General features: G+C 46.3%; 23 protein-coding genes. 6 read left to right on the plus strand and 17 right to left on the minus strand.

Features of this window, described 5'->3' with window-relative positions; all coding sequences use genetic code 11:
* The 9 genes from ctaG to glsA form a co-directional block, all read right to left on the minus strand.
* Positions 1-900 (minus strand): cytochrome c oxidase assembly factor CtaG, encoded by a 900-nt coding sequence (ctaG, locus tag ACXADP_RS11955; RefSeq protein WP_474968399.1) that lies wholly within the window; start codon positions 898-900, stop codon positions 1-3.
* A gap of 177 nt (positions 901-1,077) precedes the next feature.
* On the minus strand, positions 1,078-1,404 hold the full coding sequence (ctaF, locus tag ACXADP_RS11960) for a cytochrome c oxidase subunit IVB (RefSeq protein WP_027954078.1): 327 nt from the start codon (positions 1,402-1,404) through the stop codon (positions 1,078-1,080).
* A 3-nt stretch (positions 1,405-1,407) separates the two neighbouring features.
* Complete coding sequence (locus ACXADP_RS11965) at positions 1,408-2,031, minus strand: cytochrome (ubi)quinol oxidase subunit III (protein WP_474968398.1); 624 nt, start codon at positions 2,029-2,031, stop codon at positions 1,408-1,410.
* Positions 2,031-3,899, minus strand: coding sequence for a cytochrome c oxidase subunit I (ctaD, locus tag ACXADP_RS11970; protein WP_474968397.1), 1,869 nt, complete (start codon positions 3,897-3,899; stop codon positions 2,031-2,033). Before ctaD ends, ACXADP_RS11965 begins: the two co-directional genes overlap by 1 nt.
* A gap of 35 nt (positions 3,900-3,934) precedes the next feature.
* Entirely contained in the window at positions 3,935-4,999 is a 1,065-nt protein-coding gene (coxB, locus tag ACXADP_RS11975; RefSeq protein WP_474971521.1) for a cytochrome c oxidase subunit II, read from the minus strand.
* A gap of 72 nt (positions 5,000-5,071) precedes the next feature.
* A complete protein-coding gene (gene cyoE / locus ACXADP_RS11980) occupies positions 5,072-6,007 on the minus strand; it encodes a heme o synthase (RefSeq protein ID WP_474971522.1) in 936 nt (311 codons plus the stop codon).
* Between the two features lie 585 nt (positions 6,008-6,592).
* The gene (gene pyc, locus ACXADP_RS11985; protein WP_474971523.1) at positions 6,593-10,036 is read right to left on the minus strand and encodes a pyruvate carboxylase; all 3,444 of its coding nucleotides are present in this window, start codon (positions 10,034-10,036) and stop codon (positions 6,593-6,595) included.
* Between the two features lie 185 nt (positions 10,037-10,221).
* Positions 10,222-10,503 carry an Fpa/YlaN family protein gene (locus tag ACXADP_RS11990; protein WP_027954072.1) on the minus strand — a complete coding sequence of 94 codons (282 nt, stop codon included), beginning with the start codon at positions 10,501-10,503 and terminating at the stop codon, positions 10,222-10,224.
* 84 nt (positions 10,504-10,587) lie between these two features.
* Entirely contained in the window at positions 10,588-11,517 is a 930-nt protein-coding gene (glsA, locus tag ACXADP_RS11995) for a glutaminase A (RefSeq protein WP_474971524.1), read from the minus strand.
* Positions 11,518-11,607: 90 nt separating this feature from the next.
* Here glsA and ACXADP_RS12000 point away from each other — a divergent pair, with 90 nt between their 5' ends.
* Both ACXADP_RS12000 and ACXADP_RS12005 read left to right on the plus strand, forming a co-directional pair.
* Entirely contained in the window at positions 11,608-12,102 is a 495-nt protein-coding gene (locus tag ACXADP_RS12000; RefSeq protein WP_474971525.1) for a hypothetical protein, read from the plus strand.
* An 88-nt stretch (positions 12,103-12,190) separates the two neighbouring features.
* On the plus strand, positions 12,191-12,769 hold the full coding sequence (locus ACXADP_RS12005) for a YhcN/YlaJ family sporulation lipoprotein (protein WP_474971526.1): 579 nt from the start codon (positions 12,191-12,193) through the stop codon (positions 12,767-12,769).
* A gap of 31 nt (positions 12,770-12,800) precedes the next feature.
* Here ACXADP_RS12005 and ACXADP_RS12010 read toward each other — a convergent pair whose 3' ends face one another.
* Positions 12,801-13,085: a hypothetical protein gene (locus tag ACXADP_RS12010; RefSeq protein WP_474971527.1), complete on the minus strand. Its 285-nt coding sequence runs from the start codon at positions 13,083-13,085 to the stop codon at positions 12,801-12,803.
* A 138-nt stretch (positions 13,086-13,223) separates the two neighbouring features.
* Here ACXADP_RS12010 and ACXADP_RS12015 point away from each other — a divergent pair, with 138 nt between their 5' ends.
* Positions 13,224-13,427: a YlaI family protein gene (locus ACXADP_RS12015; protein WP_084162991.1), complete on the plus strand. Its 204-nt coding sequence runs from the start codon at positions 13,224-13,226 to the stop codon at positions 13,425-13,427.
* 44 nt (positions 13,428-13,471) lie between these two features.
* Here the strand turns inward: ACXADP_RS12015 and ACXADP_RS12020 are convergent, their stop codons facing one another.
* On the minus strand, positions 13,472-13,849 hold the full coding sequence (locus tag ACXADP_RS12020; RefSeq protein ID WP_474968389.1) for a YlaH-like family protein: 378 nt from the start codon (positions 13,847-13,849) through the stop codon (positions 13,472-13,474).
* Positions 13,850-13,982: 133 nt separating this feature from the next.
* Between ACXADP_RS12020 and ACXADP_RS12025 the strand changes: the two genes are divergently transcribed.
* Positions 13,983-14,156 (plus strand): DUF5325 family protein, encoded by a 174-nt coding sequence (locus ACXADP_RS12025; protein WP_474968388.1) that lies wholly within the window; start codon positions 13,983-13,985, stop codon positions 14,154-14,156.
* Positions 14,157-14,204: 48 nt separating this feature from the next.
* Here the strand turns inward: ACXADP_RS12025 and ACXADP_RS12030 are convergent, their stop codons facing one another.
* Both ACXADP_RS12030 and ACXADP_RS12035 read right to left on the minus strand, forming a co-directional pair.
* A complete protein-coding gene (locus tag ACXADP_RS12030) occupies positions 14,205-15,014 on the minus strand; it encodes an inositol monophosphatase family protein (RefSeq protein ID WP_474968387.1) in 810 nt (269 codons plus the stop codon).
* A 191-nt stretch (positions 15,015-15,205) separates the two neighbouring features.
* The gene (locus ACXADP_RS12035) at positions 15,206-15,394 is read right to left on the minus strand and encodes a hypothetical protein (protein WP_474968386.1); all 189 of its coding nucleotides are present in this window, start codon (positions 15,392-15,394) and stop codon (positions 15,206-15,208) included.
* A 179-nt stretch (positions 15,395-15,573) separates the two neighbouring features.
* Between ACXADP_RS12035 and ACXADP_RS12040 the strand changes: the two genes are divergently transcribed.
* Entirely contained in the window at positions 15,574-16,215 is a 642-nt protein-coding gene (locus ACXADP_RS12040; RefSeq protein ID WP_474968385.1) for a YktB family protein, read from the plus strand.
* Between the two features lie 33 nt (positions 16,216-16,248).
* On the opposite strand, the gene ACXADP_RS12045 is transcribed toward ACXADP_RS12040, so the two are convergent.
* Positions 16,249-16,521: a UPF0223 family protein gene (locus ACXADP_RS12045; RefSeq protein WP_474968384.1), complete on the minus strand. Its 273-nt coding sequence runs from the start codon at positions 16,519-16,521 to the stop codon at positions 16,249-16,251.
* 16 nt (positions 16,522-16,537) lie between these two features.
* Positions 16,538-17,509, minus strand: coding sequence for an NAD(P)H-dependent flavin oxidoreductase (locus ACXADP_RS12050; protein ID WP_474971528.1), 972 nt, complete (start codon positions 17,507-17,509; stop codon positions 16,538-16,540).
* A gap of 108 nt (positions 17,510-17,617) precedes the next feature.
* Between ACXADP_RS12050 and ACXADP_RS12055 the strand changes: the two genes are divergently transcribed.
* Complete coding sequence (locus ACXADP_RS12055; protein ID WP_474968382.1) at positions 17,618-19,087, plus strand: aminotransferase class I/II-fold pyridoxal phosphate-dependent enzyme; 1,470 nt, start codon at positions 17,618-17,620, stop codon at positions 19,085-19,087.
* A gap of 45 nt (positions 19,088-19,132) precedes the next feature.
* Here ACXADP_RS12055 and ACXADP_RS12060 read toward each other — a convergent pair whose 3' ends face one another.
* Entirely contained in the window at positions 19,133-19,243 is a 111-nt protein-coding gene (locus tag ACXADP_RS12060) for a GapA-binding peptide SR1P (protein WP_084162990.1), read from the minus strand.
* A gap of 211 nt (positions 19,244-19,454) precedes the next feature.
* Positions 19,455-20,342 carry a polysaccharide deacetylase family protein gene (locus tag ACXADP_RS12065; protein ID WP_474971529.1) on the minus strand — a complete coding sequence of 296 codons (888 nt, stop codon included), beginning with the start codon at positions 20,340-20,342 and terminating at the stop codon, positions 19,455-19,457.
* Positions 20,343-20,432 lie beyond the last annotated feature (90 nt).

The raw sequence follows: 20,432 nt of genomic DNA on the forward strand, positions 1-20,432 counted from the left end.
CTATGTTTCCGACGACAGCTCACCAGGAAGCGGATCAATGGTATCACGCTCACGGTTGAACCAGCTGAAGAAAATATAGGCGATGACGGAACCAAATATGATTTCCTGTGTCACCTTCATAATGATGCCACCCAGCTGCTGATCTTCAATAAGCGGCATCGGAGTGAAATAAGCCGGACCGCTTAAGCTTGCAGATAAGTCCGACAGCACGTTAACGGGTACGCACAGACTCATGGCCTGCAGCCAGGCGCCTGCTTCTGAATAGGTCGCATACAGCGGGGACCCTGCAAAAATAATCAATCCACACGCAGGTGTAATCAGTACCCCATTCGCAAATATGAACCCGATTTTCATAATGGGACTGAGAGCATCCATACTTTCGAGAGGTGGAAATATGGAAATCCACATACAAAAGGCGGTAATCAAAATGACGGTAGTAATCACCGCATGGGCGGTTTCACTGGATTTAGCGTAGTCAAAAATAACCGGCATATGGTAAAGCGAAAACAACCCATTAAACAAAATCAAAGATAGGAGCGGCTTCGTTAACAGCTTCATCACTGGACGTACAACGTTCTGTTTGAACAGCCATTCCCATATCCATGCGGGAATCCCACGGATGATAAGGATCGGAAACAAAAGGTAATACAAAGCCATCTGCGTCATATGGGCCGTAAACATGATGTGCCCCAGTAAATCAACAGGAGATCCTTTTACGATATACAAGAGCACAAGGCCTGTATAAAACATAAACTGCCGGGCTGGATTGGGCCTCTCCTCCCCCTTTTTCCTGCCGGGGCCTGTGATGTAGAAATAGACCAGAGCCAGTCCGAGGACAAACAGAAAGTAAAAAGGACTCCATAACGCCCGAAACCCGAATATTTGTAGTTCCAACCACATTGGTGTCTCACCTCAGATTGTAGACTTATACGTTTTCATTTTACCTAATTTAACTATAAAAAACGAGCCTTCCAGGCAGAATTTTACGATTGTTCATAATTTAGCCATAACTGTTGATAGACGCAAAAAGACCGGATATCCGGTCTTTTTGCTTTTCACCTATCTGATTTTTAGTGATTACCACCAGATGATCGAAGTAAAGGTGATAATCGTCAGAAGAGCGACAGCTGCTCCCCCGTACATCATTAATGCAACCATATCATGCCCCTTGTTTTTCATATGCATGAAATAGTAAAGCTGGAAAGCGACCTGCACGATAGCAAGGATGATCAGCGTAGGAATAATGAAATAGGAATTCACTTCCATGACGACCATACCAAAGGCAATCAGCGTAAACAGGATCATTAAAGCAAAGGTCAGGACCTGGTGCTTCATTTCCTCTTTATGCTGCTGCTTCTCATATTCCACTTTGTGCATCGGTTTGGATTGTGTTTGATCAGCCATCCGTTAACCCACCTTTCCCATAAGGTATACAACGGTGAAGATGAACACCCATACGACGTCAATGAAGTGCCAGTATAGGCTGGCGATATAATACTTCGGAGCGTTGTACAGATTCAGTCCTCTCTTCCGGTTCCGGAGAAGAAGAGCCGTAATCCAGCTGAGTCCGAACAATACGTGTCCGCCGTGGAAACCAACGAGCGTATAGAATGCGGATCCAAACGCTGAAGAACGGAACGTGAATCCATACTCATGGATGTAATGGTAGAACTCATAAATCTCACATCCAAGAAACGCGAGACCGAGAAAGACCGTAATGGCAAGCCACGTCTGCATCTTGCTGAAATTATGGTTTTTCATATGGTACATCGCATAAACGCTGGTCAATGAGCTTGTAAGGAGAAGCATCGTCATGATGAACACAAGTTCCAGGCCGAACAGGTGGTCAGGTGTATTCTCCCCCTGTGTGGATCCATTCAGAGCGAGATAGGTACCGAAAAGACTCGCGAAAAGCACCGTTTCTCCTCCAAGAAAGAACCAAAAGCCCAGAAATTTATTTTTTCCTTCAAGGGTGGCCTTTTCTGGATCATGGGGCATATGCTTCGGATTTAGAACGTCTTCATGACTCATTATCTGCCCACCCCTTTCTTAATATCTTCTTCCAGTTCTTCTTTATGAATATGATGGCCGAGATCGTCTTTCAGTGAGCGGATCAGCATAGAACCAAGCGTGATTCCCATACCTGCAAAGACGGCGATAAGCCATGCTGGATCATCAACCTGGTAGATGAATCCAAATCCTGCGATGAACAGCCCAAGAGAAATCGTAAATGGAAGAATTGAAGCGTTAGGCATATGAATATCCCCCAGCGGTTCTGCCGGTGTCATGCCTTCTTTTCCATCCATTTTTTCCACCCATAGCGGATCAAGACCACGTACAAGTGGTGTTTGAACGAAGTTGTAGTGCGGCGGTGGTGACGGAATGGACCATTCGAGCGTACGGCCGTTCCAAGGATCACCGCTGACCTTTTTCTCTTTTACAGACGTGTACACAACGTTAATCAGGAAGATGACTGTACCAATAGCCATCAGGAATGCACCAATCGTACTGATTAAGTTTCCTGCATCGAGACCCTGTCCCTCCAGGAAGACCCAGTAACGACGCGGCATTCCCATAAGACCAAGGAAGTGCTGGATAAAGAACGTCAGATGGAAACCGATGAAGAACGGCCAGAATGCCAATTTTCCAAGTTTCTCGTTCAGAACTTTACCGAACATTTTCGGCCACCAGTAGTGAAGGGATGCAAATATACCGAAGACGACCCCTCCGACGATAACGTAGTGGAAGTGTCCAACAACGAAATACGTATCGTGATACTGATAGTCCGCTGCTGCGGCCGCAAGCATAACCCCTGTCATTCCTCCAATTGTAAATGACGGGATAAAAGCGATGGACCAGAGCATGGCGGAGGTCATTTTAATCTGACCGCCCCACATCGTAAACAGCCAGTTAAAGATTTTAATTCCTGTAGGTACGGCAATGGCCATCGTTGCTACAGCAAAGATGGAGTTGGCAATCGGTCCCATCCCGACCGTAAACATATGGTGAGCCCATACCATGAATCCAAGGAACCCGATCAGGACTGTCGCAAATACCATAGCGGAATAACCGAACAGGCGTTTCTTGGAAAAGTTGGAGAAAATATCACTGAATGCTCCGAATAACGGAAGAATTAAAATGTATACTTCCGGGTGTCCGAAAATCCAGAAAAGGTGTTCCCAGATAATAACGTTACCACCGAGACCGACATCAAAGAATGCAGATCCGAACATCCGGTCAAACATCATGAGGAACAAACCGACCGTCAAAGCCGGGAAAGCAAATAAAATCAATGTGCTGGTTACGAACGTAGACCATGTAAACAGCGGCATACGCATATAAGTCATCCCGGGCGCTCTCATATTGACGATGGTTACAAGGAAGTTAATCCCCCCGATTAACGTCCCTGCCCCTGAGATCTGCAGCCCCATGACATAGTAGTCCACGCCGTGTCCCGGGGAGGATGTTGAGAGCGGTGCATAGTTGGTCCATCCCGCATCCGGCGCCCCTCCTGTAAACCAGGAAACATTCAACAGAAGACCCCCGAACAAAAACAGCCAGAAGCCGAGTGAGTTCAGGAATGGAAAGGCAACGTCCCTTGCCCCTATCTGCAGAGGGACGACCGCATTCATTAGAGCAAATATAAGCGGCATAGCTGCCAGAAAGATCATTGTTGTTCCATGCATCGTAATCATTTCATTATAGAGTCCAGCTGAGATGAAATTGTTATCCGGTTTCATCAGCTGAATACGAATTAACATGGCTTCAAGTCCGCCGATTAAGAAAAACAATCCGCCGGCTACCAAATATAAGTGGGCTATTTTTTTGTGGTCAACCGTAGTTAAGTAATCCCAAATCGCAGCGCCGAGCCCACGCTTTTGTGCTGTTGCAGTACTCACGCTTTAACCTCCCTTTTCAACCTCTTTCTCAAAACTTATTCGCTTGCTTCAATGACAGGAACGTCCTGACCGACATCCGAATGCTGCAGCTCCAGCAGATAGTCAGCAATCTTATCAGCCTCTTCCTCTGTCACGAGCTCTGCAGGCATTTGGTTGCCCGGCTTAATTTCATCAGGGTGCACGATCCAGTCTTTCAGGTTTTCTTTTGTAGGCTCAAGAATACCGGCGATTTTGGAACGGTTTCCAAAGTTGGCCAGGTTGGGGCCTACCCCCGCAGAACCTCCGCCAATGGCATGGCAGCTCATGCAGTTGTTGTTGAACAATTCCTGCCCTTCCTGAGCTGAAGCGGTTTCAGGTTCAGCTTCAGGATCCACATTTTTCATATCCTCCACCCACTGGTCATATTGGTCAGGACTGACCGCTACGACTTTAAAGTACATCAATGAATGGGAAGGACCGCACAATTCTGCACAGAACCCTTCATAAACCCCTTCTTCATAAGCTTCTAAGTACATCGTGTTCGTGTTTTCACCAGGGTTGGTGTCCATCTTACCAGAAATAGCAGGAACCCAGAATGAATGGATCACATCGCTGGATTTCATGTTTAAGTATACCCTTTCATTTGTAGGTATATAGAGTTCCTGGCTCGTTGAAATTTCCTGGTCGGCGTATGTAAACTGCCACCAATACTGATTCCCTGTTACATCGATCGTCAGTGTCCCTTCATCATCCTGGGAAGATTGATCCGCAAGATCAAACGTTGCCTGAACCGTAGGGATTGCAAGTACAAGCAGGAGAATAATTGGAATGACTGTCCAGATCACTTCCAACGCCTTGTTTCCTTCCGTCTGCTTCGGAATCCTGTCTTCCTGTCCTTTTTTCTCCCGGAATCGGAATAGAACGAAAGCATAGATTGCCATGACGATAACAAAGACAAAAATCATGATTGCAATGCTGATCATCATTAGATCAAATAATAATTCCGATCCGTATCCCTTTGGTTTTAAAGCGCTAACATTTTCAATACCACAACCGGTAAGAATCAGTGTCAGTGCACCAAAGAGTATTAACGAACGGAATTTTCCCATCCAACCTCTCATCTGAAATACCTCTCTTTCTTTTGTCATGCATGATTTATTTAATAACCGACCCCCGGAGCGGGGGTCAGTTCATTAAAATGGGAAAGGCAGTGTCACGATTACCATCATAAAAAACAGGATGGTCATATAATTCAAAGAATAAACAAACATCCATGTGGCCCATTTATCATCATTCTTCATAAAGAAACCAGCTATACCCAGGGCCAGCCAGCCAAAGGATAAAAGGAAAGCTGTGACAAGAAAAACAGGACCCAGAGATGCCAGATATACCGGCAGGGGCAGGAGACATGCGACGTAGACGACGATCTGACGCTTTGTCATCTTAAACCCGTGTACAACAGGCAGCATCGGAATACCCGCAGCCTTATATTCATCTTTTTTCTTCATGGCAAGCGCCAGGAAGTGAGGCGTCTGCCAGATGAACATAATCAGAAATAGAATCAGGGCTTCAAGCTGAAGGCCCGGATCCACCGCAGCCCAGCCGATCAGCGGCGGGACAGCGCCGGAAAAACTTCCGACCACCGTGTTGATCGTGTATCGGCGTTTTGACCACATCGTATAAAGGACGACGTAGACAAACCATCCGAATGCCCCCCATAATGCTGCCTGCCATGTAGTGAAAAGCAGAACAACAAACCCCAGTATGGAGAGAGCGATTCCCATATTTTTAATTACAGGCAGTGATATGGAGCCTGTAACGGTGGGACGCGTTTGAGTTCTCGACATGATCGGATCGATGTCCCGATCATACCAGTTGTTAATAACACAGCCACCCGCTATCACCAGAGCGGTACCAAGCATCGTTAACAGGAAAGTGACCCACTGGTCTGTGAATAGAGTGCCTGTAAAATATAAGGCCAGCCAGAACCCTGTAAACGCGGTAATCAAATTAGAGTTAATAATACCAACTTTGATTAAACTTTTTATATCAGCTAACAAAGTAGTTTCCTGGGTTTTTGTTTGGATCATTTCTGTAGAAGCAGATTCGACTGTTCTTGGATTGTCCATCGTTTATCTTCCTCCTTCTACTTCCCCTGATTCATCATTGTAACAAGTTCATGACGAAACAGGAGATGTTTCCGTCCTTGCACGTATCCCAGTGACAAGAAACATCAAAATAATTGTATCATGTAATGTTTTTTCTATCTATTTAAACCGGATAATTTTATGAATTTGTGACAAATTTGTGAAACCTGTCCTCCTCCCTCTTAGTATCTACCACGCCCGCTTATTTCCACTCCCTTTCCGGAGTGTTGACGACGTTCATTGAAATGTTCAGCTGAAATTTCGTCTGCCTGCCAGCCTGTTGTACATGAAGTTGCATTCAATCTGTCATACGGTTGTAAATTCCGCTCCGTCTATTTTACATGACCGTATCGGGAACATGGACCATCAGGAGTGAACGTTCTATGACAAAAATGTCCTTTTCTATCAGTCTGCCCTGATAACTGAATGTTCCTACATGCTTCCGCTCAAATATAAAGGGAAATTCCTGCACTATAAAAAAACCTGCCTGTGTGCTCTTTAAGAACACACAGGCAGGGTACCGGGATTTATTGCTTATCCAGCCGCCGGTTATCCGTTGAATCCTTTTTATTCAAACTCAATCAAAAGGTCGCCTACATGAAGGGCTGCATGATTATTGACGAAGATGTCTTTGATCACTCCATCAAAAGGAGCCTGAACGGTGGTTTCCATTTTCATAGCTTCCGTGATCATCAAATGGTCGCCTTTGTTCACCTTTTCCCCTTTACTGGATAAAACTTTAATCACCGTGCCGGGCATTGTCGCACCGATATGCTTCTGATTTGTTTTATCTGCTTTTGGACGCTCCTGGACAGCCGCTTTTACATTTTCGTCTTTGATGACGACCTCCCGGGGCTGGCCATTGAGCTCAAAGTATACCGTCCTCGTTCCGTCGACCTGAGGTTCACCTACCGAAACAAGTTTTACGATCAAGGTTTTCCCCTGCTCGATTTCGACTTCGATCTCCTCCCCGAGTCTCATTCCATAAAGGAAGGACGGCGTATCGAGCATAGACATATCTCCATACTGGTCTCTGAATTTTTGATGATCCATAAATACCTTCGGATACAACGCATAGCTGATCATATCAAAGCTTGTCACCTGTCTGTCCAGAGAGTGGAAGAGTGTTTCCTTTAAATTATTGAAGTCGACCGGCTCCAGTAGTTCGCCCGGACGTACTTGGATAGGTTCTCTTCCTTTCAAAATGATCCGCTGTAATTCAGCCGGAAACCCTCCATAAGGCTGACCGAGGTATCCTTGGAAAAATTCAATGACGCTGTCCGGAAAATCAAAGGACTCCCCTTTTTCATAAATGTCATCTTCATTCAATTCATTCTGTACCATATAAAGAGCCATGTCTCCTACGATTTTGGAGGATGGTGTGACTTTAACAATGTCGCCGAACATATCATTCACCCGGCGGTACATGCTCTTCACTTCGTCCCAGCGCTCACCAAGACCGACAGCTTTTGCCTGCTGTTGAAGGTTGCTGTACTGCCCTCCCGGCATTTCGTGTTCATACACCTCAGTATGTGGAGCATTCATGCCACTCTCAAAATCCTGATAATATTTTCTAGTGTCTTCCCAGTAATGGCCAAGCTTCTCGTAAGATTCGATATTCAGCTCAGGCTTACGCTCATGCCCCTCCAGTGCGTAGTAGAGGCTGTTGGCACTCGGCTGTGAAGTAAGGCCGGCCATTGAACCTGCAGCAACATCAACGACATCCACGCCTGCATCAACAGCTTTACTGTAGGTGAGCAGTCCATTGCCGCTGGTGTCATGTGTATGAAGATGAATCGGAATATCTACGGTTTCCTTCAGTGTGGAAATCAGCTGATAGGCGGCTTCCGGTTTTAACAGCCCCGCCATGTCCTTAATTCCGAGGATGTGGGCACCAGCCTCTTCCAGTTCCTCCGCCAGCTTTTTATAATAGGCCAGGTCATATTTTTGTCTTCCTGTATCAAGGATGTCACCGGTATAGCACATGGCCGCTTCTGCCACTTTACCGGATTCCCGAACCGCATTGATTGTCAGCTTCATCCCTTCCACCCAGTTCAGGGAATCGAAAATCCGGAAGACATCAATCCCCGCGGATGCACTCTTATCCACGAACTCACGGATCAGGTTATCCGGATAATTTTTATAACCTACTGCATTGGATGAGCGGAGAAGCATTTGGAACAGCACGTTCGGGGCTTTGGCTCTCAGCTTCAACAGTCTTTCCCACGGGTCTTCATTCAAAAATCGGTAGGATACATCAAAAGTTGCGCCTCCCCACATCTCAAGCGAAAACAAATCCGGCAGCAGACGTGCCGTCGGTTCCGCAATATTTTCCAGATCTTTTGTACGGACACGAGTAGCCAGCAGAGATTGATGCGCGTCACGGAAGGTGGTGTCGGTCAGAAGTACTTGCTTTTGACTTTTCAACCATGCGGCGAGGCCTTCTGGTCCCTGCTCATCAAGAATCTGTTTCGTCCCGCCGGGCATCCGTTCAGAATGATTGATCACAGGGATGCGCGGCTTAGGGAACACCGGCTTCTTCCTGTTTCCATACCCTTCAAATCCATTAATTGTCCTGTCCGCGATATACGTGAGCATCTTCGTCCCACGGTCTTTCCGCTTAGGAAATACAAAAAGTTCCGGAGACCTGTCGATGAACGTCGTATTATACTCTCCTGATAGAAACTGCTTGTGCTGCACAACATTTTCCAGAAAAGGGATGTTCGTTTTAATCCCGCGGATTCTGAATTCCTTCAGGTTCCGCAGCATTTTATGGGCCGCCTGATCAAAGCTCAGCGCCCACGTAGACAGCTTCACGAGCAGGGAGTCATAATACGGGGAAATAACCGCTCCCTGAAATCCATTGCCCGCATCAAGACGCACACCGAAACCTCCACCTGAACGGTAAGCCATAATTTTTCCGGTATCGGGCATGAAATTATTGAGCGGGTCTTCTGTTGTAACCCTTGATTGGATAGCAAAACCATGGGTGCGGATCTCTTCCTGCTTCGGAATTCCTATAGGGCTGCTGTGCAGACTGCGGCCTTCCGCCACCATGATCTGAGTCTGGACGATATCCACTCCTGTGATCATCTCCGTAATGGTATGCTCAACCTGGACACGCGGATTCACTTCAATAAAGAAGAACTCTTCATCTGTCACTAAAAACTCAACTGTTCCGGCGTTGATATAAGAAACGTTTTCCATTAACTTGACAGCTGCCTGACAAATCTCTTCCCTGAGCTGGTCACTCAAGTTCACACTCGGAGCAATTTCTACGACTTTCTGATGACGTCTCTGCACGGAGCAGTCCCGTTCATATAAATGGACGATATTTCCTTCGCGGTCTCCGATGATCTGCACCTCGATATGCTTGGGTTCCTCAATCAGCTTTTCAACGTAGACTTCATCACTTCCAAAAGCTGCTCTCGCTTCCGAACGGGCACGGTCATACGACTCGTCCAGTGTTTCAGCACTTCGGACCACCCTCATTCCCCGGCCGCCCCCGCCCATAGCCGCTTTAATCATAAGGGGGAAACCATGCCTGGCTCCGAAATCGTAAATTTCCTTCAATCCAGTCACTGGTCCATCACTGCCCGGGATCACCGGTATGCCTGCCTGAACAGCCTGATCCCTTGCTTTCACCTTATCCCCGAACATATTTAAATGGGTACTGGTCGGACCGATGAAAACGATCCCTTCTTCTTCACAACGTCTGGCAAACTGAATATTTTCAGATAGAAAACCATAGCCCGGATGAATGGCATCCACGCCTACACTTTTGGCAATATCGATCATGCCTTCAATATCAAGGTATGCATCAATCGGCTTTTTTCCTGCCCCGACAAGGTAAGCCTCATCAGCTTTATAACGGTGATAGGAACCGGTGTCTTCCTGGGAATACACCGCTACTGTACGGATATTAAGCTCTGTACACGCTCTGAATACACGGATGGCGATCTCTCCACGGTTCGCTACAAGTACTTTACTGATCTTCTTTGTCTCTGTCATTTTCCCACTCCCTCTATGTACGTAAAATCTTTTTCTCCGCTTACCTAGATTCTCTATACTGTGGCAAAATTCCTTCAAATCTGACAATTTTACATTTAACCTGACTAGAAGCTTCCGTTCCATTTAAGAGAAGACATAAAAAAAGCCCAAACTACAACAGGATCTGTCGCAATTTGAGCTTTATGTTATGACTTCTGGGCAGCTTCGTGCAGAACGTTCAGCTGCTTTTCCAAGTTATCCAGTAAATCTTTACCTTCTACTTCGCTGATTAAATTCAAGCGAACTGCGAAATGTATTTCACGGGATAATCCAAACATCTGTGTATCTAAAACTTCTTCATATAGTGGACACTGGGGCATTGTGAGATTATCCATTTGGACTTTAATCAGTCTTAATATTTTATCAGCGTCAGCTTTCAGAAGGGCATAGGCTTTTTCCCGATGATCCACAGCCACATCAGACAACATTGAAATCCCCTCCATTACACAAGTCTTTCTTCTCACTATATTATCGTTTCGGCGTGAAAATTGCAACATTGGAATGGACGCCGCCTAGAAGATGGAGAGGTCATATCGATTGGACAATGTTTCCAGAAGCTTCAAACCTATGACGCTGTTTCCTTTTTCATCCAGGCTTGGACCATAGACAGCTATTCCTCCGAAATTATTCAGAGAAGCCAGCACCGATCCGGAGACACCGCTTTTGGCAGGAATTCCAACTTTAATGGCAAAGGACCCGGAAGCATCGTACATCCCGCATGTGACCATAAAAGTTTTACAGATACGGGCAAGATGTTTCGGAATGATCCGGCGTCCCGAAGAAATGTCCCGCCCTTCATTGGCAAGCAGAGCCCCGATCCGTGCAAGCTGACAGACGTTGACTTCAATCGCACATTGTTTTGTATAAGCATCGAGCGTTTCCTCTACACTGCCGGTCACGATCTGGTGCTGTTTCATATAAAACAACAGAGAACGGTTCAAAAAGGCCGTTTCGAATTCTGAACTTGCCACTTCTTCGTTGTAGCGGATGCTGTGATCATCGGTTAAATCATGAACAAAGCTCAATAGACGGCCTACTTTTTCATCAGGTGTCACCCCGTGAATCATATTGGTCACAGCAAGCGCTCCGGCATTGATCATCGGATTCAACGGCTTGGAGGGGATCTGCTCCAGTCTGTAAATGGAGTGGAACGGATCTCCAGTCGGCTCCATTCCCACTCTGTCGAACACATACTCCTCCCCATTGTCCATTAGCGCCAGGGCCAGGGAGATGACTTTTGATATGCTTTGAAGCGTAAACCGGACTTCTGTCTGTCCCGCTTCTACCGTGTCCCCGTCCTGGTAATGGATGGCAACGGCCAGGTCTTCAGGATTCTGTCTTCCCAGTGCAGGGATATAATCGGCCACCTGGCCATCATAGGCGTAGGGACGGACATTTTCAAGCCACTCATTTAATACTTGTTCGGAAATATCTTTAATCAAAGAAAAGAGCCTCCTTTAATGAAATCGAATTCATTATCTGCTATGATTTTGGATGGATGATTCTTACTATTTTGAAAGGTGGCTTCAGCCATGATTGTTCAACTAACTGGAAAAGTAAAATTCCCGATTACTTTAGACCCCACCGTATGGATTTTTGATGACCGCAAATTAACATTTACTGAAGCATTTGAAGGGGGATCCCCGGAAACCTCCCCTGAGGAGGAAGATGAAATGAAACGGAAATCCCTCCGCTTCGACAGAGAAGTTTACCAGCAGAAACTGAATCCACCTGTAAATAAAAGCATCAACCGGTACGAAAAACAGAGAATTATGAACGGCACTTTCCTAATGCCCCTTCTCCCTTTCCTGCAAACCAGTGAGCCTTCCGCGGATTCGAAAAAAGCGGCGCTCGTTTCTGATCAGGGAGAAGAAATCATCCAAGCCGATGATTTGAAAGATGCCCTGCTTTTATTTGCTGAAAACGGAAAACCTTTACAGACGGAGGGCCCTGTTCACCTATACTTCGGTGATGGATCCAACCGCGAAACTCCTGTCAAAGGAATAAAGAAAATCATCTTTCAGTAAAGACGAAGGACGGCTGCCTGCAGCTGTCCTTTTTGTATATTATCTCTCCTCAGACACAGACTATAAGTAAAAAAAGTGGTGGTTTCCTTTGAACAAGTTCCTATTGATAGCTGTTTTCCTACTTCTGAGTGCCTGTCAGCAGGGTGATAATGAACAATCCCTCCTGGAAGAAAAGCAGAGCGATCCAAAGTACAAATACGTATCTGATTCCGATCCCATTGAGAAAAAGACACTGACAAGTGAAGAAGCAGCCGAGCATTTAGCCGGGCTGGCTGTACAAGTTCCGGATGTCCATGATGCGACTGCTGTCGTCCTCGGTGATTATGTAGCGGTCGGCATTGATGTAGACAAAGACCTCGACCGGGCCAGAGTTGGTGTTATTAAATATTCAGTTGCTGAAGCGCTGAAAAATGATCCTTACGGAAAGCAGGCCGCCGTATTTGCGGATGCTGATGTCGTCGAACGCCTCAGGGGGATCGGGGACAAAGCCTCTCAAGGACACCCAATCGGGGCCTTGACCGATGAACTCAGTCAGATTATTGCCCGGTACATGCCTGAAGGTCCTATAAATGAAGAACCGGAGTCCAATGGCAGCCAGGACTCCATTCCGGAAAAAGAACAGAAGCAGCTGGATCAAATAGAGAAGGAACAATCGCATTCGGATTAGTACAGAAAAACAGCTAAATCCTAAAAAGGATTTAGCTGTTACTTTTTTCCAAAATTTCTCTTTCTTTTTCCGTCAGTTCATTATAGTACTGAACTCCGAACTGGGATCCCTCATTTACCATTTTAGAGTTTTCCAAGTCAGCGGTTTCCGGTTTGCCCGCTTCTTCGATCGGCATATCGTCACCTTTTTTCAGGCGGCTTTGAAGGGAACCTGCCTTGTCCTTCACTTTCTGTCTGTTGTCACCGTCTTTAAGAAAATAGGCAGCCACCCCGCCGGCCACGGCGCCTGCTGCTGTAACCATCCAGCGTTTTCTCACTATTATCATCCTTTCCATGACTTCTATAATAACAGTTCCCAAACCCAGTTCCGTTAAAACGTGGAAACTCCATCTATTTCTAAATTTTCACATGTGTTACACTAGAGGCAACCGTACTAAGTAAATAGAGGTGAGTATATGCGTGTCCAATGCGTAATTTGTGATCATATTGAAAAAATAGACAGCTACTGTCTTCAGGCGAAACGGTTAAGAAACCGGAGGATCAACACGTATATGTGTCAGCCATGTCATGAGCGGATAGCTGAAAATACGAAAAAAAGACTGGCCACGGGTGATTTCAAATTCCACCGCGAGCGTAAAAGAGAAAAACATTTAAGTTAACGATAAAAAACCCGGCTTATGAATGAAGCCGGGTTTTTCCCGTTTTACGATTCTCCCTGATGCCTGGCCGAACGCTCCCTGTGCAGTCTCACCCTGTATATACCAAGAATTAATGCGGCTGCAAGCAGACTTTCTGGTACGGGCAGATTCAGTCCCAGAATCAACGTCAACACGAATGTACCGATAATAAGGACGGCATAAACAACAATGGTCTTCAGCAAAGGGAGCTTCTTTGCAAATCCCAGTTTGAAGGTAATGACCGTTAAAATGACAGTCGTTAAGTATAACAGCATAAATGAGCGAAACAACATCGTTACTTCGCTTTCATCATTTAAGTTCACTTCGCTTCCAAGCCCGCGGAAGAAAAAGTCGGCCACCGGCCATAAATCCGTCGGTACTGGAAGTGTCGATGTATCCTGCATGATGTTCCTCCTCAAGAGATCCTGTCCTTTTCTCTATATTACTAGAAAAGAGACTGGGTTGCTACCCGTGAAACCATTTTCATCCGTGTTCAAATCCGATATACTGGTATCGAATAGAGGTGATTCAAAAATTATGGTGAACAATGCAATGCTTGCTGTTCTTGTCATTTTAAGTTTCGTTTTTGTCGGATTCGCCATCGGCCAGAATTTGTTCTGGCTGGCCGGACTCCTCTTCTTCTCCGGCTTTGCTCTCATGAGCGTCGGTCTCCGCCGCAAAAGAAGACGGGATGAAGTTCATGCCGATTAATTCATCCGCACACAAAACAAGCGACCTTTTCCCAAGGTCGCTTTTGTTCTATCTTTTCAGTTGTACATAATCATTGATGATTTCATCATGAATGTTGGACCGGCAGGCAAGCACGGTTGTTTTATTTAATAAATCCAGTTCTTCTTTGTCTGCACGGGTAACGATTCCACCTACTTCGCGGACGAGGATACTACCTGCTGCATAATCCCACGGCATCAGCGTCATCGTTAAATATCCATCGAGAATACCTTCAGCCACGAATGCAAGTTCAAGAGCGGCAGACCCGTAAGAACGCGTGCTTCTAAGCGTCTTCACAAGCTCCTCCACCCCTTTATGTTCTATAAATGGGTTTTCAGGAATGAGCCAGGTTGTATTCAAAGCGAGAATCGACTGCTTTAACGGACGGTCTTTGCTGAGCTGTGGAAGCTGCACATCGTTTTTCCATGCCCCTTCCCCTCGTTTCGCTGTGTAAAGAGTCCCTTCCATGACGTTATAAATAAAGCCGATTTCCCCTATACCATCTACGTAAATGCCGATGGATATAGCGAAATTGCGTTTTTGGTGGACGAAGTTCATCGTGCCGTCAATAGGGTCCACAATCCAGACGGTCCCTCCGATGTCTTCCAGTTCATCCCCAAAACCTTCTTCTCCAAGCAGATAATGATCCGGGTAGGCATTTTTAATTTTCTCTGCGAAAAATTGTTCCGTCTGCTGATCCATTTCTGTTACAAGGTCATTCGGATTGGATTTTGTTTCAATGGATCGGGGGGCATCAATCTTTGATTTGATCCGCTCGCCCGCTTCCAGTATCCATGCTTTAGCTTGATCGAACACTTCATTCTTTGTCTGTTGATCCATAGCATCGTACCCCTTTTATCAGTCTCACCTTTAATCGTACCAAATGCAGGCAACAAATGCATGCTTGATCCCCTTCCATCACAAATCTTTCACGCTTCCTGCCATTGGTAGAGGGAGGCCCGCGGTACAGGATTCACCCCTTTACAGGGAAGGAACACAAAAAAAACAGGCAACTCTATCGCTGCCTGGTTCTAGATCGACCATTCAATCAATTGTTTACGAAGTTCAGTCAGACGCCTTTTTGTCTTTGACATCTGCTCGGCGTCTCCTGCAATCATGGCATCATGCAGGGTGACCAGTTCATAATCAATCTCCATACGGATTACCGGGAGCTTCTCTTCAGCTTCTCTCTTACGCAACGCTTCCATTACATGTTTCATTGCAATCCCTCCCTTTTAAATCCTTACCTTATATATATGTGGCTTTAACGACAGAAGTTTCATTTAGATTACTTATATGTAACCCATTTTTCACGCATTCAAACCAGTCAAACACATCCCTTAGTAACTTTGTCGAATTGTGTTAAACTATTATGGAAGAAATGGTAGGAGATGATAGTTTGACGACTTTTACAGGTTTTAAACAAGAAGACTTTGACGTATTTTCCATTCCCGGACTGGAAAATCGAATGGAAGCTCTGCGGGAAAGGATCTCCCCTAAACTTGAAGCGGCAGCACAGGAACTTTCAGCGGATGTTACAGCTATGACAGGCGATGAAATGTTTGTCCACGTCGCCAGGCATGCCCGTCGCAAAACCAATCCGCCAAACGATACGTGGGCCGCTCTTGCCTCCAGTAAACGCGGCTATAAAAAACTTCCCCACTTCCAGATCGGCTTGTGGGAAACCCACGTATTTGTATGGTTTGCCGTCATTTATGAAAGTCCAATCAAAGTAGACTTCGCTTCCAAGCTGGAAGAAAATAAAGAGGATATCCTTTCGCACATTCCAGAGGATTTTGTGTGGTCTGTCGATCATACGAAGCCCGAAGCGGCCCCTCACAGCGATGTGGACGACGAGACATTCTCCAAAATGACGGAACGGTTGAAAACCGTCAAGAAAGCCGAGATCCTTTGTGGACGTCAGCTTCAGCGTGGAGATGACCGATTGAAGGATCCTGAGGCATTCATTGAATTCTGCCGGGAGACATTCCAGACGCTGGAGCCTTTGTATCGTTTTACGAAACAACTGGAAGAAAAGTAAGAGACACACGTCTGACGTGTGTCTCTTTTTTCTTTACATTTTCAATCGGTCACCCTCTGAGAGACTGCGCGCCTGCTTCACGGTACGGTAACAGGAATATCCGGAATCTTTTTCAAACTGCCCGCAGAGTGTTTTTTCTTCACTCTTCGATGGCACAATCTGTTTAAACCGTGTATAAGCCAGCAGCAGGTCGTCCCGCTTCACTCCCTGCTCATACGCTTGTTCAACGATACTGTAGAAATTCACAACATCGATGATCTCTTCCTTTGACCAGTGGATTTCATCAATTGGATAAGTATAACTCATCTTTTTTCCTCCTTCATCAGGACCAGCGGGTGCGGATATCCTCCGCTTCCTTGATCACCCGGTCAAAGAGTTCTTCGACCGTTGGGACATCATGGATGCGGGAGGCAATCTGTCCGGCCCATCCAAAGCCTTGACCGGCCTGTCCTTTGTATATAAATGTTTTATTCGCATCCCCGCTGATATAGGAGCGGAGACCGTCATAGCCGGCATTTTCCTGCTCCAATTCTAAAATACGAGTTGTCCAGTCATTTTTCAAGGCCCGGGCCGGAGCTTTTAAACTTCTTTTAATGACGGTCGTTGACGTTTCATCTGCTTTAATCAGGGCGTCCTGGTAGGCGGGGTGCGCATGGGTGCACTCTTTTGTAGCAATAAAACGTGTTCCCATTTCCACTCCTTCCGCACCAAGGGACAACGCAGCCATTAAACCCCGGCCGTCTCCAATTCCCCCGGAAGCAATAACCGGAATATCGACGGCATCGACGACCTGTGGAGTAAGGACGAGCGTCCCCACATCATCACGCCCGAGGTGGCCTCCCCCTTCATGACCGACCACCATCACAGCATCCGCCCCAAGCTCCTGAGCTTTTACCGCCTGCCTCCGCGCAGCAACAAGGACGAGCGTTTTAATGCCGGTACCTTTAAGCGCTTCCAAAACACCTTGTGGATTCCCTCCAGTAACAGAAACCACGGGCACCTGCTCATCCACGGCTGTCTGCACCATTTTTTCAAAAGGGCGCCCGTGCTGGCCGATCGCAAAATTGACCCCGAACGGCCGGTTGGTTTTTTCCCGGACCAGCTTAATTTCTTTTTTCAAGTGTTCGGGTCCCTCCATGCTCATAGCTGTCAGCTGACCAAGCCCGCCGGCATTCGAAACAGCGGCGGCCAGATTCGAATAGGCCAGATAGGCCAGCCCTCCCTGTATGACCGGGTATGTAATGTCCAAAAGTTCCGTCACTCGTGTATTCCATTTCATTTGCTCCACCTCCATACTTCTAGTTTAGCACGATTGGAAAAAGGAGACATAAAAGACTGGCGCAAGGTTCTGGACTCTGCTATAATTCATTTGCTTTGCTATTATAAAGAGGTGTTCCCATACATGAATCAACATGAAACCCCCCTGTTTACAGGGTTGAAAAAACACCGGGAGCGCAATCCCGTACAATTTCACATCCCCGGTCATAAAGGCGGACGTGGAATGGACGAGGAATTCCGTTCCTTTATCGGTGAAAATGCATTATCGATTGATTTAATTAACATACAGCCATTGGATGATCTCCATCATCCACAAGGCATGATCAAAGAGGCACAGGAGCTTGCAGCAGAGGCTTTTGGAGCCGACTACACGTTCTTTTCTGTTCAAGGGACCTCAGGAGCCATTATGACGATGATACTTAGTGTATGCCAGCCGGGCGACAAAATCATTGTTCCAAGAAACGTGCACAAGTCGGTAACCACTGCCATCATTTTTTCCGGGGCCAAGCCTGTTTTTATCCATCCGGAACTGGATGAACGATTTGGCATTTCCCACGGCATTACGACAGACGCCGTGAAGAAGGCCTGTGAGGCACATCCGGATGCTAAGGGCCTGCTCGTTATCAATCCGACGTATTTCGGTGTGTCGGCTGATTTAAAAGGAATTGTGGATATTGCCCACAGCTTCGATATACCCGTCCTCGTCGATGAGGCTCACGGTGTGCATATACACTTCCATGAGCGTCTGCCTATGTCCGCTATGGAGGCCGGAGCGGATATGGCTTCCACCAGCGTCCACAAGCTGGGCGGGTCCTTAACGCAGAGCTCTGTTTTGAATGTAAGAGAAGGGCTTGTGTCTCATGAGCGTGTACAGGCTGTATTGTCGATGCTTCATACGACATCGACCTCCTATATTCTGCTGGCCTCCCTGGATACAGCAAGGCGTCATCTTGCCATTCATGGACATCAACTGATGGAAAATGCTATTCTGCTGGCCGATCGCGCACGTGAAAAGCTCAATCAAATTCCAGCCATTTTCTGTCCAGGTGCTGATATTTTATCGTCCAGCGCAACGATCGACTATGACCCGACCAAACTGATTATTTCAGTGAAAAATCTCGGCATGACCGGTTACGATGTTGAAGTGTGGTTAAGGGAGAATTACAGCATTGAGGTGGAACTTTCCGACCTTTACAATATTCTTTGTATCATCACTTCAGGCGACAGCCTGCAGGAAGTCGAAAAACTTGTACAAGCGCTGCATCATTTAACAGATCTGTGCCGGACCGAGGCCGAAGTAACACCCGTTTCTGTAAAAGTTCCTGACATCCCTGTTCTTGCGCTCTCTCCAAGAGAGGCGTTCTACTCCACCACCGAGACGGTTCCTTTGAAAAAGGCAGCAGGCAGAATCAGTGCCGAGTTTGTGATGGTCTATCCCCCGGGAATCCCTATTTTCATCCCTGGAGAAATCATTACCGCCGATAACATTGATTACATTTATGAAAACGTGGAGGCAGGACTCCCTGTCCAGGGACCCGTTGATGATACCTTAGAAACAATCCGAGTCATCCGTGAGCAGAAAGCCTTCAAGTAAACCTAAAAAAGCCGGACGCATCACAGCGTCCGGCTTTTTTCAGGTTTATTTTTCGGTATCCGTGCATGTCGGGCATGTGCTGTATAAAGTAGAAACCTTCTCGTTTTCGTAATGCTCAATCACCTTTTGACAGTCTTGACATACGATTGTTCCCATTCATATCCACCCCTTCATTTTTGTAATCGTTTTCAATGTAGTTTTATTTTAATATGGCTTATTGTGAAAATCAACCCTTTTAGTATAACTTTTTAAAATATATGTCATACTAATAAGTCGCCCACCTACCATTATATGATCCTGTTCTTCAAAAAAGAATAAAAGAAAAAGGAAGCCGGGCGGCTTCCTTTTTTTAAGTGATGGTCAATATTTAAGGGGTTTGAATAAGCGCTGGATCAAGCAGGGTATATCCTTTATCCCTCAATCCATCTACGATATCCCCGAGAGCTTTATTCGTCCAGTCACGGTCGTGCATCAGCAAGTTTGCGCCGTTGGCCAGCAATGGTGTATTAACCATTATATCAGCGAGCGATGACGCATTTTGGTATTCCTGTTCCCAATCATAGCCATACGTCCAGTTCATCAGCAGCATGCCCTCTTCCTTTACGAGCTGCTTGACATAGTCTGTATTCGAGCCAAACGGCGAACGGTAAAACACCGGCCGTTCCCCGGTAATTTCTTCAATCTGGTCACTTACTGTCAGGATTTCCTCCCGCTGTTCCTCCTCGGACATTGTTTTAAGATCCTTATGGGAATAAGTATGGTTTCCGATTGGGAAGCCCATGTCATGAATGTCCTTCACCCACTGCTTTCTCTTTTCTGCCAGTTCTTCATCCGGAGTGTCTAAAAAGTGTCCATTTACAAAGAAAATGGCGGGGGCACCTTTCTTTTTCAAAGTTTCAGCCATCTCCATGGCATGTTCATCAGGTATATCATCAATCGTTAATAAAGCCACCTTCGGATCAGCATCTGCAATCGGCTGGAAAGACCAGGTGTCTGTCATTTCATATTGAGCCTCTTTCTGCACGAAAGCTTCCTGCGCAGCCTCTTCCTCATCTGACGCTTGCTGCGTTTCTTCTTCTTCCTTTTCCCCTTCTTCAGGGTTTTCTGACGACTCCGTACTGTCCTTTTCCTGCTGCTCAGCAGCCGGTTCATCTGACGCTGTCTGATCTTCTTCTGCCCCTGATGTTCCCTCGTTGCCGCCACAGGCAGCCAGGAATACAAGCATAAGCAGGAACACACTAAACCATCGTTTCATTTTTGACCCTCCACTGTTATGTATTTCCACTTTTATCATTATAATAGATTATCCGACATTTTTTCTATCGTTTTTGGGTAATTTATTATA

The sequence above is a fragment of the Halobacillus sp. AWH4_228 genome (assembly GCF_056158365.1).